Annotated in this window: 22 protein-coding genes; 8 read left to right on the top strand and 14 right to left on the bottom strand. The window is 58.2% G+C overall.

Features of this window, described 5'->3' with window-relative positions; genetic code table 11:
- Window positions 1–69: 69 nt before the first annotated feature.
- The 7 genes from JSY17_RS08435 to JSY17_RS08405 form a co-directional block, all read right to left on the bottom strand.
- The gene (locus JSY17_RS08435) at window positions 70–1,089 is read right to left on the bottom strand and encodes a branched-chain amino acid aminotransferase (RefSeq protein ID WP_117184473.1); all 1,020 of its coding nucleotides are present in this window, start codon (window positions 1,087–1,089) and stop codon (window positions 70–72) included.
- A gap of 143 nt (window positions 1,090–1,232) precedes the next feature.
- Entirely contained in the window at window positions 1,233–2,120 is an 888-nt protein-coding gene (cyoE, locus tag JSY17_RS08430; protein ID WP_117184472.1) for a heme o synthase, read from the bottom strand.
- Between the two features lie 10 nt (window positions 2,121–2,130).
- Window positions 2,131–2,463 carry a cytochrome o ubiquinol oxidase subunit IV gene (gene cyoD, locus JSY17_RS08425; protein WP_117164447.1) on the bottom strand — a complete coding sequence of 111 codons (333 nt, stop codon included), beginning with the start codon at window positions 2,461–2,463 and terminating at the stop codon, window positions 2,131–2,133.
- The gene (cyoC, locus tag JSY17_RS08420; RefSeq protein WP_117184471.1) at window positions 2,464–3,093 is read right to left on the bottom strand and encodes a cytochrome o ubiquinol oxidase subunit III; all 630 of its coding nucleotides are present in this window, start codon (window positions 3,091–3,093) and stop codon (window positions 2,464–2,466) included.
- Window positions 3,094–3,095: 2 nt separating this feature from the next.
- A complete protein-coding gene (cyoB, locus tag JSY17_RS08415; RefSeq protein WP_117186397.1) occupies window positions 3,096–5,108 on the bottom strand; it encodes a cytochrome o ubiquinol oxidase subunit I in 2,013 nt (670 codons plus the stop codon).
- 3 nt (window positions 5,109–5,111) lie between these two features.
- On the bottom strand, window positions 5,112–6,053 hold the full coding sequence (cyoA, locus tag JSY17_RS08410; RefSeq protein ID WP_025258796.1) for a ubiquinol oxidase subunit II: 942 nt from the start codon (window positions 6,051–6,053) through the stop codon (window positions 5,112–5,114).
- A 467-nt stretch (window positions 6,054–6,520) separates the two neighbouring features.
- The gene (locus JSY17_RS08405; protein ID WP_117164444.1) at window positions 6,521–7,030 is read right to left on the bottom strand and encodes a disulfide bond formation protein B; all 510 of its coding nucleotides are present in this window, start codon (window positions 7,028–7,030) and stop codon (window positions 6,521–6,523) included.
- Between the two features lie 581 nt (window positions 7,031–7,611).
- Between JSY17_RS08405 and JSY17_RS08400 the strand changes: the two genes are divergently transcribed.
- From JSY17_RS08400 to JSY17_RS08385, 4 genes are all read left to right on the top strand, one after another.
- Entirely contained in the window at window positions 7,612–8,511 is a 900-nt protein-coding gene (locus JSY17_RS08400) for a chemotaxis protein (protein ID WP_117184469.1), read from the top strand.
- A 65-nt stretch (window positions 8,512–8,576) separates the two neighbouring features.
- Window positions 8,577–9,038 carry a GNAT family N-acetyltransferase gene (locus tag JSY17_RS08395; RefSeq protein ID WP_206400935.1) on the top strand — a complete coding sequence of 154 codons (462 nt, stop codon included), beginning with the start codon at window positions 8,577–8,579 and terminating at the stop codon, window positions 9,036–9,038.
- Between the two features lie 38 nt (window positions 9,039–9,076).
- Window positions 9,077–9,391 carry a hypothetical protein gene (locus tag JSY17_RS08390; RefSeq protein ID WP_206400729.1) on the top strand — a complete coding sequence of 105 codons (315 nt, stop codon included), beginning with the start codon at window positions 9,077–9,079 and terminating at the stop codon, window positions 9,389–9,391.
- Window positions 9,392–9,491: 100 nt separating this feature from the next.
- Complete coding sequence (locus JSY17_RS08385; RefSeq protein ID WP_206400728.1) at window positions 9,492–10,244, top strand: YkgJ family cysteine cluster protein; 753 nt, start codon at window positions 9,492–9,494, stop codon at window positions 10,242–10,244.
- A 6-nt stretch (window positions 10,245–10,250) separates the two neighbouring features.
- Here the strand turns inward: JSY17_RS08385 and JSY17_RS08380 are convergent, their stop codons facing one another.
- The 7 genes from JSY17_RS08380 to JSY17_RS08350 all read right to left on the bottom strand — a co-directional run bounded on the left by JSY17_RS08380 (window position 10,251) and on the right by JSY17_RS08350 (window position 17,092).
- Window positions 10,251–10,475: a hypothetical protein gene (locus tag JSY17_RS08380; RefSeq protein WP_117186525.1), complete on the bottom strand. Its 225-nt coding sequence runs from the start codon at window positions 10,473–10,475 to the stop codon at window positions 10,251–10,253.
- A gap of 102 nt (window positions 10,476–10,577) precedes the next feature.
- On the bottom strand, window positions 10,578–11,576 hold the full coding sequence (locus JSY17_RS08375) for a fimbrial protein (protein WP_206400725.1): 999 nt from the start codon (window positions 11,574–11,576) through the stop codon (window positions 10,578–10,580).
- Between the two features lies 1 nt (window position 11,577).
- Complete coding sequence (locus JSY17_RS08370) at window positions 11,578–12,324, bottom strand: fimbrial biogenesis chaperone (protein WP_404823330.1); 747 nt, start codon at window positions 12,322–12,324, stop codon at window positions 11,578–11,580.
- A complete protein-coding gene (locus JSY17_RS08365) occupies window positions 12,315–14,744 on the bottom strand; it encodes a fimbria/pilus outer membrane usher protein (RefSeq protein WP_232849351.1) in 2,430 nt (809 codons plus the stop codon). Before JSY17_RS08365 ends, JSY17_RS08370 begins: the two co-directional genes overlap by 10 nt.
- Before the next feature lie 279 nt (window positions 14,745–15,023).
- The gene (locus JSY17_RS08360) at window positions 15,024–15,761 is read right to left on the bottom strand and encodes a fimbrial biogenesis chaperone (protein WP_200979904.1); all 738 of its coding nucleotides are present in this window, start codon (window positions 15,759–15,761) and stop codon (window positions 15,024–15,026) included.
- Between the two features lie 62 nt (window positions 15,762–15,823).
- On the bottom strand, window positions 15,824–16,408 hold the full coding sequence (locus JSY17_RS08355) for a fimbrial protein (protein ID WP_117184476.1): 585 nt from the start codon (window positions 16,406–16,408) through the stop codon (window positions 15,824–15,826).
- A gap of 306 nt (window positions 16,409–16,714) precedes the next feature.
- Complete coding sequence (locus JSY17_RS08350) at window positions 16,715–17,092, bottom strand: hypothetical protein (protein WP_117184475.1); 378 nt, start codon at window positions 17,090–17,092, stop codon at window positions 16,715–16,717.
- A 349-nt stretch (window positions 17,093–17,441) separates the two neighbouring features.
- Here JSY17_RS08350 and JSY17_RS08345 point away from each other — a divergent pair, with 349 nt between their 5' ends.
- From JSY17_RS08345 to JSY17_RS08330, 4 genes are read left to right on the top strand one after another with little or no spacing between them, the layout of a single operon-like run.
- Window positions 17,442–18,602: an efflux RND transporter periplasmic adaptor subunit gene (locus JSY17_RS08345; RefSeq protein WP_117184474.1), complete on the top strand. Its 1,161-nt coding sequence runs from the start codon at window positions 17,442–17,444 to the stop codon at window positions 18,600–18,602.
- A complete protein-coding gene (locus JSY17_RS08340; protein ID WP_206400720.1) occupies window positions 18,599–21,700 on the top strand; it encodes a multidrug efflux RND transporter permease subunit in 3,102 nt (1,033 codons plus the stop codon). The genes JSY17_RS08345 and JSY17_RS08340 overlap by 4 nt, the downstream gene beginning before the upstream one ends.
- A gap of 10 nt (window positions 21,701–21,710) precedes the next feature.
- Window positions 21,711–22,388 (top strand): heavy metal response regulator transcription factor, encoded by a 678-nt coding sequence (locus JSY17_RS08335; protein ID WP_117186386.1) that lies wholly within the window; start codon window positions 21,711–21,713, stop codon window positions 22,386–22,388.
- On the top strand, window positions 22,378–23,742 hold the full coding sequence (locus JSY17_RS08330; protein WP_117184482.1) for a heavy metal sensor histidine kinase: 1,365 nt from the start codon (window positions 22,378–22,380) through the stop codon (window positions 23,740–23,742). Before JSY17_RS08335 ends, JSY17_RS08330 begins: the two co-directional genes overlap by 11 nt.
- The last annotated feature ends 169 nt before the right edge of the window (window positions 23,743–23,911 follow it).

The following is a 23,911-nucleotide window of genomic DNA, read 5'->3' as shown; positions in this document are numbered from 1 at the left end:
GAATCCGCAGGAGCGGATTCATCCGCGAAATGCTTCGCGAATGAATTCGCTCCTGCGGGGCGCGTGAAATCAGACTTTCACGATCCAGCCGGCAGGCGCTTCGACATCGCCGGACTGTACGCCGGTGAGTTCAGCGTACAGCTTGCGGGTAACCGGGCCGACTTCGGTTTCACTGTGGAAAACGTGCAGTTTGTCCTTGTAGGAAATCCCGCCGATGGGCGTGATGACAGCCGCGGTGCCGCAGGCGCCCGCTTCCTTGAACTCACCGATCTTGTCGATCAGCACATCACCTTCGATAACCGTCAGGCCCAGACGACTTTGCGCCAGTTCCATCAGCGACAGACGGGTGATACCCGGCAGCACGGAAGGCGACTTGGGAGTGACGAACTCATTGTTGGCGGTGATTGCAAAGAAGTTGGCCGAACCGACTTCTTCGATCTTGGAATGGGTTTGCGGATCCAGGTAGATGCAGTCGGCGAAGCTGTGTTTCTTGGCTTCGGAGCCTGGCATCAGGCTGGCAGCATAGTTGCCACCGACCTTGGCAGCACCGGTGCCGTTCGGGGCGGCACGGTCGTAACCGGAGATGACGAAGTTGTTCGGCTTCAAGCCGCCCTTGAAGTAGGCACCAACCGGAATACAGAAGATCGAGAAGATGAACTCGGGCGCGGTACGCACGCCGATGTTGTCGCCGACACCGATCACGAACGGACGCAGGTACAGGGCACCGCCCGAACCATAGGGCGGGATGAAGCGTTCGTTGGCCTTGACGACCTGCTTGCATGCTTCGATGAACACATCGGTCGGTACGTGAGGCATCAACAGACGGGAACAGCTGCGCTGCATGCGCTGGGCGTTCTGGTCAGGGCGGAACAGGTTGATCGAGCCATCCTTGCAACGATAGGCCTTGAGGCCCTCAAAGCACTGCTGACCGTAATGCAGCGCGGTAGAACCTTCGCTGATATGCAGAATGTTGTCTTCGGTCAGGGAACCCTGATCCCAGGCACCATTACGCCAATGAGAGAGGTAGCGCTTGTCGGTTTTGATGTAATCGAAACCCAGGGTTTCCCAGTTGATGCTTTCTTGACTCATAACGCCCTCTTTCGTTTAGCCGCTGCCTGGATGAGTCAGGCCAATGGCTTATTCTGCCAGATCATTCGACGTGAAGTGAGCATCCAATAAAAAACCCTGTACCTTTCGGGACAGGGTTTTTGTTTTTCGAGTTCAGGTGCAAGTCAGAAGGCGTAGGTCACCAACAACTCTTTCGTTACCTGAAAGTCCACCGACATCATCACGCTCAGGGCAGTGATGGTGAAGATGGAGAACACGAACAGCTTGCGTGCCCAGACAGTATCGTCTGCAGCCTTGTAGCCCTTCCAGGCCATGTACAGCCAGTACATGCCCATGCCCGCTGCAACAGCGAGGTAGTTCAGACCCGCGTAACCGCCGAACGTCAACATCAGGGTCGCCACGAGGAACGCCAGGATGTAGAGCAGGATGTGACGCTTGGTGACCAGAATGCCGCGCTTGACCGGAAGAACCGGAATCTTCGCTGCACGATAGTCGTTGAAACGAAAGATCGCGATCGCATACGAGTGCGGCATCTGCCACAGGCTGAACATCACCAGTAGCGTCCATGCCGCGAAATCGAAGCTGTTGCTTACGGCGCAGTAGCCAATCACCGGAGGCATGGCCCCCGACAGGCTGCCGATCAGGGTGCCGTGCACGGATTTACGCTTGAAGTACAGGCTGTAGAGGCCCACGTAGATCACAAAGCCGATCACACCCAGCAAGGCAGCCAGAGGGTTGGCGTAGGTGTACAGCAGGCTGACACCGGCGATGCCGAGAATCGTGGCATACAGCAGTGCAAGCTTGATGGACACCAGCCCCTGCACCAGCACACGGTTGCGAGTCCGCTCCATGCGCTGGTCGATATCACGATCGATGCAGTTGTTGAATACGCAACCTGACGCTACGACCAGGGAGGTACCGATTACCGCCGCAAGAAACACGATGAAATCGATATCACCCTTGGAAGCCAGAAAAAAGCCACCTGCCACCGAAAGCACGTTACCGAAAATGATCCCCGGCTTGGTGATTTGGATAAAGTGCTTCAGGGACATCTGGTATTCCTCAATGCGCCATCATTTCGCGATGGATACTGAAAATGATCCACAGCGACAGGCCGACCAGCAGAACGATAACCAGCGTGGTGAAAGCAAACGCCATCACGTTGTTACGTTGCGCGCTCGTGAAGTCCAGGTGCAGGAAGTAATGCAGGTGCACCAGGATCTGAACGACCGCAAAGGCCAGGATGATCGCGATGGTCAGGTCTTTAGGCAGAACCGGAGACATGACCAGGGCGAACGGGATGGCAGTCAGGATGATCGACAGCACGAAACCGATGATGTAGGACTTCACGGAACCGTGGCTATGGTCTTCAGCTGGATGATGTGAATTCGCCATTTACAGGGCTCCCATCAGATAGACGATAGTGAACACACCGATCCAGACCACGTCCAGGAAGTGCCAGAACAGGCTCAGGCAGCTCAGGCGGGTCTTGTTGGTGTTGGTCAGGCCCTTTTTCTGGACCTGATACATCATGATGCCCATCCAGATCAGACCGCTGGTTACGTGCAGACCGTGCAGGCCGACCAGGGCGAAGAACGCCGACAGGAAGCCGCTGCGGCTAGGACCGTAGCCTTCGTGGATCAGGTGATGGAACTCATAGACTTCCATGGCGATAAACGCAGCACCGCACAGGAAGGTCAGGGCCAGCCAGCCCAGGACCTGGCTCTTCTTGCCTTTGTACAGCGCAAGCATGGCGAAGCCGTAAGTGATACTACTGACCAGCAGGAACGCGGTTTCCACAGCCACGAAAGGCAGCAGGAAGATGTCCTGGCCCGACGGGCCACCCGCGACACTGTTGACCATCACGGCGTAGACCGCGAAGAACGAGGCGAACAACACGCAGTCGGTCATCAGGTACAGCCAGAAGCCGTAGACCGTCATCCCACCGCTGTCGTGGTGATCGTCATGCCCATGGTCATGAGCGTCATGACCGTGGGCTCCGGAGTTGATAGCAATATTCGACATGTTTAAACCTGTTCCAGCGAGGACTTGACAGGAGTGTATGCACCGTTGGCCGCCAGGACCTTGTGATGCTCACCTTCAATACGCGCTACGTCTGCAGCCGGCACCATGTAGCCCTGGTCGTCACGTGCAGCGTGAGCAACGAAGACAGCGATGGTCGCTACCAGACTTGCACCAACCAGCCACCAGATGTGCCAGATGAATGCGAAGCCGAAGACGGTCAACAGCAGCCCCATGTACATGCCGGTAGGCGTGTTGTTGGGCATGTGGATCGCCGAGTAGTGAGCCGGAACCTTGTAGGCGGTACCTGCGCGCTTGGCGTCCGTGAATGCGTCGATGTCTTTTGCCTCAGGCAGCTCGGCAAAGTTGTAGAACGGTGGTGGCGAAGAAGTGGACCACTCCAGGGTGTGGCCATTCCATGGGTCACCAGTCAGGTCACGGTTCTTGTTGCGGTCACGGACACTGACGAACAACTGGATCAGTTGCGAAGCGATACCGGCTGCGATCAGGAACGCACCGAACAGAGCGACGTTCAGGTAGATGTTCCACTCAGGCATGTCGGTAGCGTTCAGGCGACGGGTCATGCCCAGGAAGCCCAGCGCGTACAGAGGCATGAATGCAACGAAGAAACCGCTGATCCAGAACCAGAACGCTGCCTTGCCCCACTTCTCGTTCAGGGTGAAACCGAACGCTTTAGGGAACCAGAACGCGAAGCCGGCGATGTAACCGAATACCGCACCGCCGATGATGACGTTGTGGAAGTGAGCGATTACGAACAGGCTGTTGTGCAGTACGAAGTCAGCACCCGGGATGGCCAGCAGAACGCCGGTCATGCCGCCGATCGAGAAGGTAACCATGAAGCCCAGGGTCCAGAGTACTGGCGCGGTGAAGCGCAGACGGCCCTGGTAGATGGTGAACAGCCAGTTGAACAGCTTCACACCCGTCGGAATCGCGATGAGCATCGTCGCCAGACCGAAGAAGGCGTTGACGTTCGCGCCCGCACCCATGGTGAAGAAGTGGTGCAGCCATACCATGAAGCCCAGTACACAGATCGCGCCGGAAGCGAAGATCATCGACTTGTGGCCGAACAGACGCTTGCCCGAGAACGTCGAGATGACTTCGGAGAAGACACCGAACGCAGGCAGAATCAGGATGTAAACCTCAGGGTGACCCCATGCCCAGAACAGGTTCACGTACATCATGGGGTTACCGCCCATTTCGTTCGTGAAAATGTGGAAGTCCAGGTAACGGTCGAGGGTCAGCAGCGCCAGACAGGCAGTCAGGATCGGGAACGAAGCCACGATCAGGATGTTTGCCCAGGTGCAGGTCCAGGTGAAGATCGGCATGTCCATCAGTTTCATGCCGGGAGTACGCATCTTCAGCACGGTAACCAGGAAGTTGACGCCCGTAAGTGTCGTACCCAGCCCTGATAGCTGTAGCGCCCAGATGTAGTAATCGACACCCACTCCAGGACTGTATTGCAGACCCGACAGAGGCGGATACGCAACCCAGCCGGTCTTGGCGAATTCGCCGACACCCAGGGAGATGTTGATCAGCAGCATGCCCGCTACCAGCAGCCAGAAGCTGAGGGAGTTCAGGAACGGGAAGGCAACGTCACGAGCACCGATCTGCAGAGGAAGAACGATGTTCATCAGGCCGGTGAAGAACGGCATCGCCATGAAGATGATCATGATCACACCGTGAGCGGTGAAGATCTGGTCATAGTGTTCAGGCGGCAGGAAGCCTTCGGCACCGTTCTGGGCCATGGCCAGTTGTGCACGCATCATGATCGCGTCGGCAAAGCCGCGCAGCAGCATGACCATGGCAACGATGATGTACATCACGCCGATTTTCTTGTGGTCGACGGATGTCAGCCACTCAGTCCACAGGTAGGACCACTTCTTGAAGTAAGTGATAGCCCCGACCACACCCAGACCACCGAGCGCGACAATGGCGAGTGTCACCATGACTATCGGCTCGTGGAACGGTACCGATTCCCAACTTAATTTGCCTAACATCGTTTACTCCTCTGCCCCAGCAGCTGAATTTTTGCCCTTTTCCGCACCTTCGGCACCAGCGACTTCTTTCTCACCAGGGATAAGCTTCTTGCCTGGATTCATACCTTCATACTTGTCGATGATGATCTGGAACAGGTTCGGAGTAACCGTGGAATAAAGCTCGACGGGATTGCGTTCGCTAGGTTTGGCCAGTTCAGCGTATTCAGCAGCACCAAGCTGTTTAGGTGAACTCTTGACTTCGTTGATCCAGGCATCGAAATCAGCCTGGCTGGTGGCGATAGCCTTGAACTTCATGCCGGTGAAACCCGCGCCACTGTAGTTGGCCGAGATACCGTTGAACTCGTGGTTTTCGTTGGCGATCAGATGCAGCTTGGTGTGCATGCCAGCCATTGCATAGATCTGGCCACCCAGGCCTGGAATGAAGAACGAGTTCATTACAGAGTCGGATGTAACCTGGAAATTGATCGGGGTATTGGCAGGGAAGACGATCTTGTTGACCGTGGCGATGCCTTGCTCCGGATAGATGAACACCCATTTCCAGTCCAGCGCGACGACCTGGATGGTCACGGGCTTGACGTCGGACTCAAGCGGACGGTACGGGTCCAGCGAGTGAGTGGAGATATAGGTGAAGTAGCCCAGGAAGACCAGCAGGATCATCGGGATACCCCAGACCGCTACTTCGATCTTGGTCGAGTGCGACCAGTCGGGCGTGTACTTGGCGGCCTTGTTGGACGCGCGATACTTCCAGGCGAAGACGAAGGTCAGGACAATGACCGGGATCACCACGATCAGCATCAGCAGCGTGGCGATGATGATCAGGTTACGTTGTTCGATACCCACCTGCCCTTTCGGATCGAGCAGAGGAACGCCGTCACAGCCGCTGAGCAACAGCATGCTGAACAGGGCCAAGTAGCCAAAAAACCTGGGGTACCTTGTTTTACTCATCTCACGACCTCTAAAAGCAGCTTGCGCGGTGCAGTGGGTTTCGACCGCCAACACTTTACCCTGCCAGTGCCGGCATCTTTTTTTAAATTGAACAAGGACCTGCCGGAACGCTCTGTTGCGAAACGACAAATCCGGTGGTTTTGCTATGAATTCTTATTTTGAGTCGCCGGAAACTGTCCTGCCTTTGCAGACCAATCGCCTTGCGCGCGGCCATTTCTGCGCGCTCAGAGGCCAGCATTGCGCTGCCTGTTTAGCCTGCACAGGGCGCTCCGAGCCTCAAAATTGCTGATCGCCAAGCCTGGCTGGACGATGAGTGCTGGCGATTGTAGATATGTAAATTTTTATTGACTATGCCTAATTTTGTAACAGTTAATATCAAAACTTGCAACAATCGCAAATCATTGATCTCTATGGCCAGAAAAAATGCCTCGTGAAAACGAGGCATTTTTCCATCAAAGCCCTTGCGTTCAGTAAGGTCTACGGCGATTGCGAATGACGCCAACCGGGACCAGAACAGCGGTCAGAACGAATGCTATCAGAGCCCACTGGGCCAATGACAACCCCAAGACGGGCGGATAGGGTGTGGAGCAGAAACCGCTGACCTGAAATACCAGCGGGAAAAGCGACGCCAGGGGCAGACCGTCGACGATGGGCTGCAGGGTATCGATGCCGCAGCTGACTGCCGGATGCGCCAGGGTGTAGACATGATGGCCGGCAGCCGCGATACCGCCCAGGGCACTGACGGTCACCAGAGCTTCCATCGCCGTAATGCTGCGGCGGCCCGGCATGGCGGCACCGATGAACGCGAAGATGGCGATGAACAGCAGGGCATAGCGCTGCAGGATGCACAGCGGGCATGGTGCCTCGCCCAGCACGATCTGCATGTACAGGGCGCCGCCGATCAGGGACAGGCAGATGATTCCCAGCAAGACCAGAAAACGCTTTTCGCGTCTCAGGTACAACGTGTTGTCGCTCATTCACATACCTTATCGAAATGGTGTGCAGGTGCACCGGACCAGCACTGGCACCTGCCAGGGATTGATCGCGAGTAAATACCCGCTGGCGGATGGTGCGCGATATTCGTCTCTCGCCCCGGGCAACTCAAGCGCCTGTCCGCCATACGGATGGATTTGCCAGCCGGATGGTTCCTTCGGCCCGAGACAGGGGTTGGAGCACAGAGGCGCAAAAAACAGATCTCTTCCTTATATATAGAAGGATGCGTCTTTTTGTCGCACCCAGGCACCCGGAAGGAGAAGTGCGACAGTTTACCGCAGGGCAATCCCGGGACACAGCGGGCGGCCCACAAAAGACACAATCGGTAATTCTCTTTCGTTCTGTGACGCAATCAACCGTTTGACGTCAAACAAATCAAACTGCCAGTATTGCGACCCCCGCTCTTGCGGCCGAAAACAATCCTGCATGAAGTGAAAATCACTTTTCAAGAAGAGTGAGCGAACACAGGCTTCCCCGTGCTGCGGCTCGTAAGCCGGCAGCCGGCCTGTCACTGAAAGTTGTTTTGCGCCTCTCAGCGACGAACACCTATAGCCAGAAGGTTTTTATGTCACCCAAGAACGTCCGAGCAGATTCACTTTCGCTGCTGCTGTTCACGTTACGTAGCGGCAAGCTGATGGCGATCAATCTGCTCAAGGTCAGTGAAATCATTCCCTGCCCGCCCCTGACTCACCTGCCCGAGTCCCACCCACACGTCAAAGGTGTCGCGACATTGCGTGGCGCCTCTCTGTCGGTGATCGACCTCAGCCGGGCAATTGGCGAACGGCCTCTGGCCGATCCCGATGGCGGCTGCCTGATCGTCACTGATGTCAGCCGCTCCAAGCAGGGTCTGCATGTGCAGGCGGTGAGCAAGATCGTCCACTGCCTGACGACCGATATCCGTCCACCGCCCTTCGGTTCGAGCGGCCGGTCGTTCATCACCGGCGTCACTCAGGTCGATGACGTTCTGGTTCAGGTGCTGGATATCGAGAAAGTGATTCACGGTATCGCACCGGCACAAATCGTCGTCCAGTCCGACGAACTGCCTGCCGAAGACGTCATGGCTCTGGCCCAGGCACGGATTCTGGTGGTCGACGACAGCCAGGTCGCGTTGCAGCAGTCGATCATCACCTTGCGCAATCTTGGCCTGGAATGCCACACGGCCCGCAGCGCCAAGGAAGCCATCGATGTCCTGCTGGAACTGCAAGGCACCCCGGCGCAGATCAACATCGTGGTATCCGATATCGAAATGTCCGAAATGGATGGCTATGCCCTGACCCGGACCTTGCGCGAGACGCCGGACTTCCAGGACCTGTACATCCTGCTGCACACTTCCCTGGACAGCGCCATGAACGGCGAAAAGGCCAAGCTGGCCGGTGCCAATGCCGTTCTGACCAAGTTCTCGTCCCCCGAGTTGACCAAATGTCTGATCGAGGCGGCACACACAGTCATGGCCCAGGACAACTGATCCGCAGTACGTCCCGGGCCACAGCCCCCTCAAGGACCGACGCCTCGACCCGGCATTACTGGTTGATGCGTCGTGACCTCGGGCAGCCAGTGCCTGAACCCCACTGGCCTGCCGCCATCCGCCCGCACCCCTTCACCCTCGATCAAGCACCAGTGATTCACCGCCTGCTCACCCTGGGTTATCGGGACGGCAGCGGAAGCGTGCCGGACTATCGCCAATGGCTGAACGCTTTCGAACATGACCCGGAATTCGATACCGGGCTGTGCTTCGTCGCCGTGGACGATCAAGGACCGGCCGGCGTAATTACCTGCTGGACCAGCGCTTTCATCAAGGATCTGGTGGTTCACCCACGTGCCCGACGCCAAGGTGTGGCCATGGCATTGCTGACGCTGCTGTTCAACCACTTGCGTCAACGCGGCGAACCCCGGGTCGACCTGCTGGTCATGGAAAACAATCTGATGGCGCGGCAACTGTACGAAAAAACGGAAATGTCCTACGTCCGGCGTTCGGCAATCGAAGAAACCTGATCTGGCATAATCGACTCCCGATAGTGTGGAGGCCAATCATGAAATCACTTATCGCACTGCCGATAATCCTCTGGGCAATTGTCGACCAGGCCAGCGCGGCCACCCCGCAAGCCTGGAACGCTCTGGACAGGGCCATGCTCGACAGTTGCCTCAAGGCCAGCCAGCTCAAGGACAGCAAACCCGTCGGCGGCAACGCCCTGTTCGATGACCGGATCGGCTACAGCGCCCTGCTGTTGCAAGGCCGCTATCCCCAGAAACACATGAACAACCGCAAGGGCACCGAACTGTGCCTGTACAACCGCAAAAGCCGACAGGCCAGCGTGACCGAATGGGACAGCATCCCCCTCAAGTAACACGCGCTGGCGCACAATTTGCTTCGTGACCTGTCCAGGTCGTGGCTGACAGCAACTCGCTGGCGGTCCTGGCACCTATCCTGAACGGGTTACAGAAACAATGAACACTCGGTTTTCCTGCGTAGGCTGCGGCAGTTGCTGCACCGATCACCATGTTCCCCTGACGCTGCTCGAAGCCACGCAGTGGGCGGCTGACGGCGGTACGGTGATCGTGTTGACCGAAGCGTTTCTGAGTGATGGCTACGGTGTTCCCCACGAGCAACTGCCCCACGCCACCCGCCGCTCGACGGTGGTGAACAGCGGTTCTGCGCAGGCTTACGTAGCAATCACTTTCGCCGCCTACAACGTGGGGCGTTGCCGGAATCTTGACGCAGAAAACCTCTGCCGCATCTACGAGCGTCGGCCGCTGGTATGCCGCATCTATCCGATGGAGATCAATCCGCACATTCCCCTGCGCCCTGAAGCCAAGGACTGCCCGCCGCACTCCTGGGAACAGGGTCCGGATCTGATCGTGGGCAACAGGCTGGTGGACACTCAACTGATGGAGTTGATCGAACAATCGCGTCAGGCCGACCGGGACGAGATCGCGACCAAGCAGTCGATCTGCCAGCTATTGGGGATTCGTACCACCGCGCTCAAGGGCAACGGGTTTGTGGCTTATCTGCCGGACATGCAGGCTTTTGCGGCAGCCATCGAGCAGGTCACCACCCGCACGGAGCCGATTTCGTCCGATGCGGGCTGGGAGTTTCATGTGGCCGGGCAAGAGGTCATCCACACCCTGGAGATGGCCGGGGCCGAGGTGACGACCTGCGACCCGACGTCCTACATGTTCATTCCCTTGCAGTCGGCCTGATGCCGGTCAGCGCTTGCCCATCGAACGACGGGTTCCGGCAGGTGCGGCACCGGGAGTCTTGTGGTGCGAAGACTTGTTCGACTTCTGATACCAGGCCTGGTCCTTCTTGGCCTGCGCGAACTCGGAAGGTTTGAACGGAAAGCTGAACGGGGCAATCGTGGTTTTCTTTTCCGTCTGCGGCGCTACGTCGGTGACGGCTTCTGGAGCTGGTGTTTGTTCGGGGGTGGTCATGGCGACACCAAAAGTCGAAATGGCCGGGCACATGCCCGTGGGCGCGCAGCATACCTCAATCGTTTAACGCGTGCCCGACCGGACATCGCCCACGGTCTGGTGTCACTTGTAGAACAGATCCACCATCACCTCGGCTTCGAACGGCCCCGCCTTGGGCCGGGTTGTCTGCCACAGCAGTTCGGCATTGAAATCCGCGCGTGCCGTCTGACTATCGCCCAGCAGGTCGGCCAGATGAAACAGTTCGTTATAACGCAATGGCAAGTTGCTTCTCTCGCTCACGATACGAATCCCCAGCGAACTGTTGTTGCCCGGCACCAGTACATCTCCGGCAAGGTGCCCCGTCACTGGCCTGAAGCGCGCATTGAGGCTGAACGGTGATTCGCAGCTGCGACTGGTCAGCAGTGAAAACGGACGTCTGGCAAATACCCTTCCCACCTCGACCCGCTGAATGCCGATGGAGCCGAACTCCAGTGTTTCAGGCATCACCTGCAGTTGTGCTTCACAGGCGATAAAGCGCAGGCCATTGAGGTTGTTGATGACATAACTGAGGTTGCGTCCCGGAGCCGGGTCCAGACCGGCTGCGCCGTCGAGCTGGAAGACGCGGTAATCGATCAGGTCGCTGGCCACTCCCGAAGGCGGAGTCGGCCCGTACTTTTGCACGAACACTGAAAAGGCCAGATTGAAACGGGCCTTGGGGCACGCACCGATATTGGAATCCCCTTCATGACAGACCGGAACGGACTGCCGGATACCGATGCGCCCGCCGGTCTGCAGGTAATCCACGCCATCGATGGTCAGACCGGCACGAATGCCCTGGCCGATCATCTTGTTGTCCGGGTTGAGGTAGATGAAGATTTCCTGTGCCACCGACTGCTGCCCTTCCCTGGCACATTCGACCTGAATATCGAGTCGCTCGGAGCGCCAGATCACTTCGCCGTTGGGAACCGAGGCCGGTATGGCGACCGTGCTGCTCAAGTCGCCATGAATGGCGGACTCACCCGAGCCCTGGGTCTTGCACACCAGAGCAAAACCGGTGGCCGGACTCAGTGCCGCTACAAGAACGAGGGGTTTCAACCAGCGACTGGCCGGAAAACAGGTCATATCAGCATTCTTCCTGGAGTGGGATGGTGTCAGTGAACGGCATTCGCCCGTTCAACCGCGTGCAATAGGAGCGCTGACCGCCATAGTCGGTCAGCCCCTTGAAGGAAAAGACTTGTGGCCGGGCCCGGCGCGGCATCGGCAACTCGAGACGAGCGCCCGGCTCCAGCAGCAGGTAATCGCTGAGCAGAAAGTCATCGAGCTTCACCGCTTGGAGGGTGGCGTGATAAGGCGTGGGGTTGCTGACGCGAACAGCGTCATCCGTCAGGCTCCAGCCCAGAAGCCCGACTGTTTCAGCCGGGTCGCCCGGCAGGCCGGAAGGTCGGTAGAACACATTGATACGCTGACGCACGGCGATATTGAGCTGATTGATGCCCTCACGCCGCCGCGGCACTTCCAGAACGTACAGGTGCAGCAATGACTCGCGATCTTCGGGCATGCCTGTGCCCTGATACAGCACCCGCAATTCCTGCCTTGCGCCTGCTGGCAGACGGGAAAAATGCGGAGTGACGACAAAGGGCAGAACCGTTCGCTGCTCCCTGGCGGTTTCGTCACTGTCCTGAGGAGCGCTCAGCCAGACCTGGATGAGCACATCATGTTCACCGGGATTGCTGGCCTGGATACTGGCTTCGCGAAAGGTACCTTCAAAAATCAGTCGCGTACCCGCCAGCGAAACCACCGCCTGCGCATTGCCGCTCACCCAGCAGAGCAGCGCAAATATCATGCGACGCAATCCCCGGCTCATTGGCAAACCACCCTGAGCCGCTCATAGGCATGCGCGGGGTTTCTGGGCGGAAGAGTGAACGGAGCCCGACAGCTCTGCCCCGACCATTGCACCTGCAATACGCCACTGTCTTTCTCGCTGAGCACCAGTGCCTGACTGTGGGGATCGACAATGGCCAGACTCCTGCCCTGTTCATCCTCGACACTGGCCCCCAGAGGAATCTGGCTGGCATCGGCACGTACCAGCTCGAACTGCACACGTCGGCCCTGGGATGCCTTGAAACTCACCAGAGGTATTGCGCCACGACGCGGCACGATCTGGCTGATCGCGTTTTCCAGTTCGATATCGGCACCCAGTTGTCGGGTGTCCAGCGAAACCCAGTTGGTGCGATAAGGCTGGGCGTATGGCAGGACCGCATAGCCATTGTCCGAGGTTTCCACATTACTGTAGGACTTCAGTCGGGCGCCTCCCACCTCCGGTACCTGAACCAGGGCGAAGGTTTCTCCCAGCGGCTGCCCCAGGTTGATCCCGCCACCATGAGCCACCAGCGAACCCGATGCGGCCAGGGTCAAGGCATCATAATCACGCCCCCGGCTGTAGCCCGTCTCGAAACGCCCGTAAGACGTCGTGACATTGAGCTTGCCGGCACCGAAGTTGCCGGAGGTGCTGTCATGCCCGGCCTGTAACGAGTAGAACAGGTCGCGCCGGTCCAGCACCTGACCGTTGACTCCGCTCTGCAGGTTGTATTCACCGTTATCGTCGCGCACGGCATTGAACGAAAGACGCGAAGAACCCGGCTTGTCTCCCAGCGGCAAGGTCATGCTCAGAGCCAGACGGTTGTCGTTTTCACTTCTGCCCTGGGTGCCGGATGTCTGATTGCGCTCCAGCGACAGGCTGTAATTCAAGGTACGCCAGGCCGCGTTGTAGGACAGATACAACTGACGGGTCTTGCCGGACAGATTCCAGTAGCGCTGTTCGGAAGCGGTCAGGCTCAGCGAGCCGGTCTGGCTGGGCAGGACCTGAGTGACGTTAAGCTCCAGACGGTCCCGGGCCCGGCCATTGGCGAGCAGCCCCGGTCGCTCGTCCGTTTCACTGACATGCTGGTTGAGGGTCCGGTATTGCTCGGTGGAATAACGATAACCGGCCACTGCCAGTGTGGTGCTGGTGACATCCAGCGTGTTGGCATAACGCACCCGCATACTCTGACCGCTGCGGGTCTGTCGCTTCAGTTCGCTGTTGGAATGGGTGATATCGAAAGACACGGCTCCCAGACCGGTATTGACCCCGGTCCCGATATTGGCGGCGTTGTAGTCTTCAGCCACTTGCAGGCCGCCAAAGCCGGTAACCCGTTCGGAAAGACCGTAAATGACAGCGGCGCTGGTGAAGTTCGGCGAGGCCTGATGATCGTCGTTGCTGTCCACCTGACCGGCGGCGAGGCTGTAGCGAAACGAGCCGGCCGGCACCATGATCGGCAAGGAGGCATACGCCTGGGTAAAGCTACGGCGTCGCCCGTCTGCCTCGATGATGGTCACCAGCAGATCCCCATTGGAACCGCTCGGGTAAATGTCGGTGATCTCGAACGGGCCGGGCGAAACATTGCCGCTGTAAAGCATGAAACCGTTCTGCCGGACCTCGACCGTGGCGTTGGTTTCGGCAGTGCCACGAATCACCGGTGCATAGGTGCGCTCGCTATCGGAGAGCATCCCGTCATCGGACGCCATGGTGGCGCCCTTGAAACGCACACTGTCGAATACTTGGGAATCGGTAAAGGTTTCCCCCAGCGTGAGCTGGCTCTTGAGTGCCGTGATATCGCGTTGCGCGAAAGTGCGGTTGCTGCGAAAGCGACTTGGCCGATCATCGCCATGCACCAGCGAGGACTCGTTGCGCAGTCGCCAGGCCCCGAGATTGAAGCCATTGCGCAGCCCGAGGTAATACTGGTCCGAGCGCTGCCCACGTTGACCGCGCCTTGAGCCATTGAAGTTGTAATTGATGAAACCGGCTGTCTCTCCCTGATCCCAGAGTTCCGGTGACACATAACCCCGCCTGCTGCGCGCCATGGCAGCCTGCGGAACACTGATATCGAGACGCAGGGCATCAGGCCGGTAATCGACGCGGGCGAATTCGATGTTGCTCGCCAGATCGAAACATTCCTGCCCGTCGGTCACCGTCAAACGCTGCGGGTCCAGCCCGAAACTCTGCAACATGTCCGGGTCAAGACAGGGCTCGACAAGACCGGAGGTTTCGTTGCGGCTGAATGTGATATCCCGGCGACCGCTCAGCGTGCGGTTGACATACACATCCACCCGGTAAGTACCGGGTAATACACTGTTGGAGCGCAGAAACTCCTGAAGATCGGGGGGCTGGTCGCTGCCTTGAATGAAAGCCGTATTGAACCTGACCGGCTGTGCGCCTTGCCTCTCTGCCGATACCACAGTGAACGCCGTCATACACAGGCTCACCCCCGCAATCGCCAGCCGACATCGCAGCCATGACCGTCGGGGATTGCCTTTGATCCAGTTTGCTCTGCCATGCAGACCCGGGTCTGTCAGAACTTTCTTGTTCTTCTGGTGGTGCCATTCCATTAGCTGTTTTCACTCTACTTCGCAGATCTTACGTGCAGCGGAATCCTTTCACGCAGGCGCACGACTACCGAGTCACTGTTATCGTCAGTACTCAAAGGGTTGAGAATCAATAAAAGCGTCCAGGCTAATATTTGAGAGTTATCGCTATCGGGTTTTACTGGCCAAAGTGACTTGCTCGCCCTTGAGGGTCGCTTGATAAGGCACCTGCCCACCGAAGTCATTGATGCTGATGAAACTCAGCGCCACAGGCCCGTTGCCGGACTTGTGCATCAGCGTCAGGCGCAGACTCTGGCCCGGCGAAAGCATATGGCTTTCGAGACTCGCCAGTTCCTTGCCGCCCTGACGGGTGGACAGCTTGAGCATCGAGACGTGATAAGGGCCTGGATTCTCGACCTCCAGTACATCGCCCTTGAGCAGACGCCAGCGCAACATTTCCGGGGCCTGCGCCGGATCTTCCTTCAGCCCCTGAGGCCGAAAGAACACCTTGATGCGCTGACGTATCGCAATCTGCAGGGTATTTTCCGAGGCGGTCTGGGGAATCTCCTGCACATTGAGCCAGAGCACCGACTCCCGGTCTTGCGGCAAACCGGTCCCGGCATAGATGATGCGCAACAGTTGCCGACTGCCGCCTGCCATGCGGGCAAGAGCCGGAGCCACGACAAAAGGCAGGTTCGCAGCGACCTTGTCCGTGCCGCTCGGCGCTTCCAGCCAGGACTGCAGAAGAATTTCTCCGCCGCCACTGTTGTGCACGCCAAAACTGGCTTCCTTGTCACCGCCCTGATAAATGACCCGCGTGGTATTGAGCACAATGCCCGCCTCGACGGCCGACATCCACAACCCGACCGCCAGAACGATGGCAGAGCGAAAAGAAGTAAATAACATGGGTGACATTCGCATTGAGTTCGGCATGAGGCAGGGCGAGCGATGCTCACCCTGCCGTTTCATTACTCGTAGTCCAGCACGAAAGGCATGAAACCATCGGCATTACCCGGATTGGTCGGTGTGCCATTGAGAACATAAACGGCACCGAAGTTGATTTCTGCCGTTGCACCACCCGCACCATCCTTGATCAGGGTGTTGTCGATGGTTTCGTTACCGCTCAGGTCCATGAGTACATTGGATGCATTAAGCAGACCGATACCGACACCGTCGGCAGCACCGGTGGTGCGCAACAGTTTCGGATCATTGTTATCCAGACCACTGCCATTACGGGCGGTAAAGCGCATTTTCACCATGTTGTACTGATCGGCACCGGCACTGCAGTTGACCAGTAGCTGAATAGGCATCGCCGTTTCGAGTTTGCTTTCGCTCGAAAGGCCGATATCGGAAAACGAAACATTTCCAAGATCGACATTGATTTCACCAGGGTTGGTACCCGGACTGACACCCGTGCCTGGAGCGACATCACAGGAAATATTGGTCAGCGTTCCATTGAATATCAACTTACCGTTGTTGGCGGCGTTAGCCATGCCCGTAGCACCCAACCCCAGAACGCCCATTACAGCTAATGTGAGAGACAGCTTTTTCATACCAACGACATTCCTTGTGTTATTTCGTGTGTGCCCACTATCGGACGGCGAGCACTATAGGTCCCGGACTTTTTAGCCGCTGTCAGGCTAATGACTTTGAAATATGAGATAGGCCAACTTGAATTGCAGGACGTTTCTGTAGGAAATATTAAAAATGCCCTACAGACCTTATAAAGCGAGGCCTGCATAGAAAGACAGAGTAAAACGGTCAACCAAAGATTGTATTTAGGCAATCCTGTTCGGCTTTTCTTCGGCACTAAAAAAACCGTAATGCTTTCCTGCATGACGGCTCATGAAAAAACGAGATTATTGATACGTCACTATGATCAATCCTGTCTGACTTTTGTCCGGATTCTGTATGCCTGTCTGCAAGGCAACGGGCAATGCTTCATATTGCAGGGTAAACGGAATGTCCTTCTCTGCGCAGGCATCGCGTGCGGCACTGATCTGTACCCTGACACCGGAAATCTGCAAGTAACGAACTTCATTATCTGTCACGCCGGCGGAAGCCTGTGCAACATGACAGCCGGTATTGACCAGTTGCCCAGTAAACTTCAGTGCGTCGCTTTGCGCCATACCGGACGCAGATAAAAGCATTACAGAAGTTCCCATAAAAGCAGCCAGTTTTCGAGCGCTGGGTACAGCCTCGAGAAACTTTCTCCACACCGACGCCTCGCGCTTCATGGCACTACTCCGTTTGATCAACCGACAGATTTGAGTTAAGTCGACAAAAGGATCAACCGCCAGAAAAATCGTACATTACTTGTAGGACTTTTCTCATAGATAGCACGAAGTTTCTGAAAATAGATATGCAATAACTTCATGCATCAGGACCATGAGTATTTCAAGCGTCTTCCAATGCAACCTGAAATAGCTATCGCCCGAAACGCGTCGTTCTTGATGCTGCGCCTCGCTACAGGACGCTAGCTGACAATTCTGACAGCTAAAAGTCATTCTACTGACCGGGTTTACCCGCTATAAGGAGCACCAGACATCATGGTTTCTCACTTGACCCTCCCGGCGCCTTCTTCACATGCGTAAACAGACCAGAATCGTCCTTGCTGTGGCCACCCTCGCAACGCTTGCCGCGATTGCTGCCTGGAACTTGACGCGTCCTGCTGCAATCAAGACAAACACGCCGGTCGCCGTTCCGGTCAAGGTGATCAATGTCACTGCCGAGGATGTGCCACGCTTCGTGACCGGAATAGGTTCGGTCCTGTCGCTGCAGAGCGTGGTGATTCGCCCGCAGGTGGACGGCATCCTGACCCGGCTGCTGGTTAAGGAAGGACAATCGGTAAAAGCTGGCGACCTGCTGGCAACTCTGGATGACCGCTCGATTCGTGCCACCCTCGAACAGGCCCGCGCACAACTGGCCCAGAGCCAGGCGCAACTGGATGTGGCGCAGGTGGACCTCAAGCGCTATCGCCAGCTTACTGACGACAACGGCATCTCCAGGCAGACCTTCGATCAGCAACAGGCCCTGGTGCGCCAGCTCACGGCCACCGTGCTCGGTAACCAGGCAAACATCAATGCCGCCCAGGTACAGCTTTCCCACACCCAGATTCGCTCGCCGGTGACGGGTCGGGTCGGTATTCGCAATGTGGACGAAGGCAACTTTCTGCGTGTCAGCGATGCCACCGGAATGTTTTCCGTCACTCAGATAGACCCGGTTGCGGTGGAGTTCTCCCTGCCACAGCAAATGCTGCCGACCCTGCAGACACTGACCGCCAACCCTGCTGCGGCGGCAGTCAAGGCTTACCTGGGCGACGGTGCCAACGGCACGCTGCTGGGGGAAGGCAAACTGTCGCTGATCGACAATCAGGTATCGCCCACCACTGGCACCATTCGCGCCAAGGCGCAGTTCGACAACCGCGACGAAAAACTCTGGCCCGGACAACTGGTCACGGTAAAGATCCAGACCGGCATCGAACGCAACTCGCTCAAGGTCCCGCCGCAAGTCGTGCAGCGTGGCATCGACCAGCATTATGTGTATCGGGTCACGGATGAACAGAAAGTCGAAGTGGTGCCCGTCACAGTGCTTTATCAGGACAGTGACCTGACCCTGATCAGCGGGCCGAAGGTTGGTGACGTACTGGTCAGCGACGGGCAGTCGCGACTCAGGCCGGGGACACGGATCGAGGTGGTGAGAGAATCGCCACAGCCTGCCTTGCTCAAGGTGGGGAGCGCGCAATGAAAGGTCGCGGCTCGATCTCGGCCTGGTGCATCGATCATCCGGTCGCCACGCTGCTGCTGACGTTTGCCCTGGTATTGCTGGGAGCCATTGCCTTTCCGCGCCTGCCCATCGCGCCGTTGCCGGAAGCAGAGTTTCCGACCATCCAGGTCAGCGCCCAGCTTCCCGGCGCCAGCCCGGAAACCATGGCATCCTCGGTGGCCACGCCCCTTGAAGTGCAGTTCAGCGCCATACCGGGCATGACCCAGATGACGTCCAGCAGTGCGCTGGGCTCGACCAACCTGACCCTGCAATTCACCCTCAACAAAAGCATCGATACCGCCGCCCAGGAAGTCCAGGCCGCCATCAACACCGCCGCAGGGCGCTTGCCCGCCGATCTGCCCAATCTGCCGACCTGGCGAAAGGTCAACCCGGCCGACAGCCCGGTGTTGATCCTCAGTGTCAGCTCCAGTCTGATGCCCGGCACCGAACTGAGCGATATCACCGAAACCCTGCTGGCCAGGCAGATCAGTCAGATAGAAGGCGTTGGCCAAGTGGCAATCGCAGGGCAGCAACGCCCGGCGATTCGCATCCAGGCGGCACCGGAAAAACTCGCTGCACTGGGCCTGACCCTGGCCGATATACGCCAGTCCGTACAGCAGACCAGCCTGAACCTGGCCAAGGGTGCCTTGTATGGCAAGGACAGTATTTCCACGCTGTCTGCCAACGACCAGTTGTTCAAACCCCAGGATTACGCGCAGTTGATCGTCTCCTACAAGGACGGCGCGCCCGTGCACCTCAAGGATGTGGCACGGGTCATCAACGGCTCGGAAAACGCCTACGTCAAGACCTGGTCCGGTGACCAGCAGGGCGTCAATATCGCGATCTTCCGCCAGCCAGGTGCCAACATCGTCGATACCGTGGACCGCGTTCAGCGCGAGCTGCCGCGACTGCGGGAAATGCTGCCGGCATCGGTAGACGTTTCAGTGCTCAACGACCGGACCCGCACCATCCGTGCCTCGCTGCATGAAGTCGAACTGACTCTGCTGATCGCCGTCTTGCTGGTGATCGCAGTCATGGCGCTGTTCCTGCGCCAGTTGTCTGCCACCCTGATCGTCAGCAGCGTCCTGGGCGTATCGCTGATTGCCAGCTTCGCGATGATGTACGTCATGGGCTTCAGCCTCAACAACCTGACCCTGGTGGCGATTGTGGTGGCCGTCGGCTTCGTGGTCGACGACGCCATCGTGGTGGTGGAGAACATCCATCGCCACCTTGAAGCGGGCCAGAGCATGCGCGAGGCGGCGATCAAGGGTTCGGGGGAAATCGGCTTCACGGTGGTGTCGATCAGTTTCTCTCTGGTGGCTGCCTTCATTCCGCTGCTGTTCATGGGCGGCGTGGTCGGGCGACTGTTCAAGGAGTTTGCCCTGACAGCCACGGCGACCATTCTGATTTCTGTCGTGGTGTCCCTGACCCTGGCCCCGACGCTCGCCGCCATGTTCATGCGTGCTCCCAAGCACGACCAGCACCAGAAACCCGGGTTTGGCGAACGACTGCTGGCACTCTATGAGCGCGGCTTGCGCAAGGCACTGGCTCATCAGCGCCTGACACTCGGCGTATTCGGCCTGACCCTGGTGCTGGCCGTTGTCGGCTATGTGGCGATCCCCAAAGGCTTCTTCCCGGTCCAGGACACTGCGTTCGCCCTTGGCACCACCGAAGCGGCAGCCGATATCTCCTATCCGGACATGGTGAAGAAACATCTGGAACTGGCCAAGATCGTCGGCGCAGACCCGGCGGTGCTGGCGTTCTCGCATTCGGTGGGCGTCAGCGGCAGCAACCAGACCATCGCCAACGGCCGCTTCTGGATTTCTCTCAAGCCACGGGCGCAGCGGGACGTATCGGTCAATGAGTTCATCGACCGCCTTCGACCGAAACTGGCCAAGGTGCCCGGCATCGTGCTTTATCTGCGTGCCGGACAGGACATCAACCTCAGTTCCGGCCCCAGCCGCAGCCAGTATCAATACGTGCTCAAGAGCAACGATGGCGACCTGCTCAATACCTGGACCCAGCGCCTGACCGAAAAACTGCGCAGCAACCCGGCCTTCCGCGACCTGTCCAACGACCTGCAACTGGGCGGCAGCGTGACCCATATCGAAATCGACCGCAGCGCCGCCTCACGCTTCGGACTGACCACCGCCGATGTCGATCAGGCACTCTACGACGCCTTCGGCCAGCGGCAGATCAGTGAATTCCAGACCGAGGTCAACCAGTACAAGGTCGTGTTGGAACTGGATGCGCAACAGCGCGGCAAGGCCGAAAGCCTGAACTATTTCTATCTGCGCTCGCCCCTGACCAACGAGATGGTGCCGCTGTCGGCAGTGGCCAGAGTCAGCCCGCCGACCATGGGTCCGTTGTCCATCAGCCATGACGGCATGTTCCCGGCCGCCAACCTGTCATTCAACCTGGCCTCGGGCGTGGCGCTGGGCGATGCGGTACGCATGCTGGATGAGGCCAAGAAAGACATCGGCATGCCGGCGGCAATCATCGGCAACTTCCAGGGTGCAGCCCAGGCTTTCCAGAGTTCGCTGGCCAACCAGCCCTGGCTGATTCTCGCGGCGCTGGTGGCGGTGTACATCATTCTGGGCGTGCTCTACGAGAGTTTCGTCCACCCGCTGACCATCATTTCCACCCTGCCCTCGGCGGGCATCGGTGCGCTGTTGCTGCTGTGGCTGATGGGCCAGGACTTTTCGATCATGGCGCTGATAGGCGTAGTACTGCTGATCGGCATCGTCAAGAAAAACGGCATCCTGCTGGTGGACTTCGCGCTCGAAGCCCAGCGCGAACAAGGCATGACGCCACGGGAGGCGATCTACGAAGCCTGCCTGACGCGCTTCCGACCGATTATCATGACCACCCTCCCCGCCCTGCTCGGTGCCCTGCCGTTGATGCTCGGTTTCGGGGTCGGTGCCGAACTGCGCCAGCCGCTGGGGATTGCGGTGGTCGGTGGCCTGCTGGTCAGCCAGATGCTGACGCTGTTCACCACGCCGGTCATTTATCTGCAACTGGAACGGCTGTTCCATCGCCGCCAGCCAGAACCTGCGCCAGCGCTGGCCATCCACAAGTGAGAGTCGTCCCATGCGCGTGCTGATTATCGAAGACGAAGAGAAAACAGCGGATTACCTGCATCGCGGTCTGACCGAGCAAGGCTATACCGTGGACCTGGCACGGGACGGCATCGAAGGGCTGCACCTGGCCCTGGAAAACGAATACGCGGTCATCATTCTCGACGTGATGCTGCCGGGCCTCGATGGCTTTGGCGTGCTGCGCGCCCTGCGGGCGAAAAAGCAGACGCCGGTGATCATGCTGACCGCACGCGAGCAGGTGGATGACCGGATTCGCGGCCTGCGCGAAGGGGCCGACGATTATCTGGGCAAACCCTTTTCCTTTCTGGAACTGGTCGCCCGCCTGCAAGCCCTGACCCGGCGCAGCGGCGGTCATGAGCCGGTACAGATCAGCATCGCCGATCTGTGGATCGACCTTATCAGCCGCAAGGCCACTCGCGCCGGGGTGCGCCTGGAACTGACTGCCAAGGAGTTTTCGCTGCTCAGTGTGCTGGCCCGGCGTCAGGGGGAAATCCTCTCCAAGACCTCGATTGCCGAGATGGTCTGGGACATCAATTTCGACAGCGACGCCAACGTCGTCGAAGTCGCGATCAAGCGCCTGCGCGCCAAGCTCGATGGGCCTCACGAACACAAACTGCTGCATACCATTCGCGGCATGGGCTATGTGCTGGAGAACCGCAGTGCGGACTGATTCCATCGCCCTGCGCCTGAGCGGCCTGTTCGCGCTGGTTGCCTTCGGGGTGTTTCTGCTGATCGGCTGGGTCTTGTATCTGCAGGTCGACAAGGGCCTGGATCTGCTGCCCAAGGCCGAGGTGGATGCGCGCTACAGCGTGCTGGAGTCTGCGGTCAGTCGCTTCGGCAACCCCGAGCACTGGGGCAAGATCAAGAACAAGCTCAGCCTGCTGAGCGAGGAAGACAAGCGTATCCGTTTCTGGGTGGTCAGCGACAATCCGCTCTACGAATACGGCAATCCCGATGCCCAGATCCGCCGTCTGGCCCACGGCCCATTGGGCATGCACGAGTTCAGGCTGGCCGATCATCCGTACCCTTTCAAGGTGCTGGTCAGCGAGTTCCCGGCCAAGGACCAGCGCCCCACGCTGCGCTTCATGACGGCCATCGACACAGAGACGTTCTGGCATACCCAACACTCGCTGCTGATTGCCCTCATCAGCCTGGCAGTGGTCGGTGTCGTGCTGGCTTCGGTCCTGGGTTACTGGGTGGCGCGCATTGGCCTGCGACCGCTGGCCAGTCTCTCCTGGGAGGCCAGCAAGCTGTCGCCGCCTCACTTGTCCGGTCGTCTGCGCCTGTCACCACTGCCCCCGGAGCTGGAACAGTTCGTCACCTCTTTCAACTCGACCCTGGAACGTGTCGAGCAGGCCTATTCACGGCTGGAATCCTTCAACGCCGATGTGGCCCATGAACTGCGTTCGCCGCTGACCAACCTCATCGGCCAGACCCAGGTGGCCCTGACCCGGGGTCGTTCGGCCGAGCATTACTTCGAGGTGCTGCAATCGAATCTCGAAGAACTGGAGCGGCTGCGCTCGATCATCAATGACATGCTGTTCCTGGCCAGCGCCGACCAGGGCAGCAAAGCCACGGAGCTGACCTGCGCCTCTCTTGCCGAGGAAGTCGCCACCACCCTCGATTATCTGGATTTCATTCTGGAAGACGCTCAGGTCACAGTCGAAGTACAAGGTGATGCCAGCGTTCCCATCGAGAAAGCCCACTTGCGTCGTGCCCTGATCAATCTGCTACACAATGCAGTGCAACACACCGGCCCCGGTCAGGTGATACGTGTAGATATTCAGCCAGGCAGCGAACATGTCAGCATCGGCATCGCCAACCCCGGACCGCCAATAGCGCAAGAGCATCTGCCCAGGCTGTTCGAGCGTTTCTATCGGGTAGACGCTTCACGCAGCAACAGCGGAGCGAATCACGGGCTGGGCCTGGCAATCGTCAAAGCCATTGCCCTGATGCATGGCGGTACGGTCTTTGTGAGAAGCGAACAGGGTTTCAATACATTCGGAATCCATTTACCGCTCTAACTGCGGCGTCATAAAAATCACGTCAACAAACAGCACATAGAGAAACTACGCTTATTCGGATTTCGCCCCGGAAAAGCCGCCCTTACTTGAATTAATTTCTATCTTTTCATAAAGAGCGTGATATATATCCGGGCCTCGACCGCTCTGTTCCGGAAGTACAACGGCTGCG

The organism is Pseudomonas capsici (assembly GCF_017165765.1).
GTDB classification, from domain to species: domain Bacteria; phylum Pseudomonadota; class Gammaproteobacteria; order Pseudomonadales; family Pseudomonadaceae; genus Aquipseudomonas; species Aquipseudomonas capsici.
This window is presented reverse-complemented; position numbering and strand designations above follow the sequence as displayed.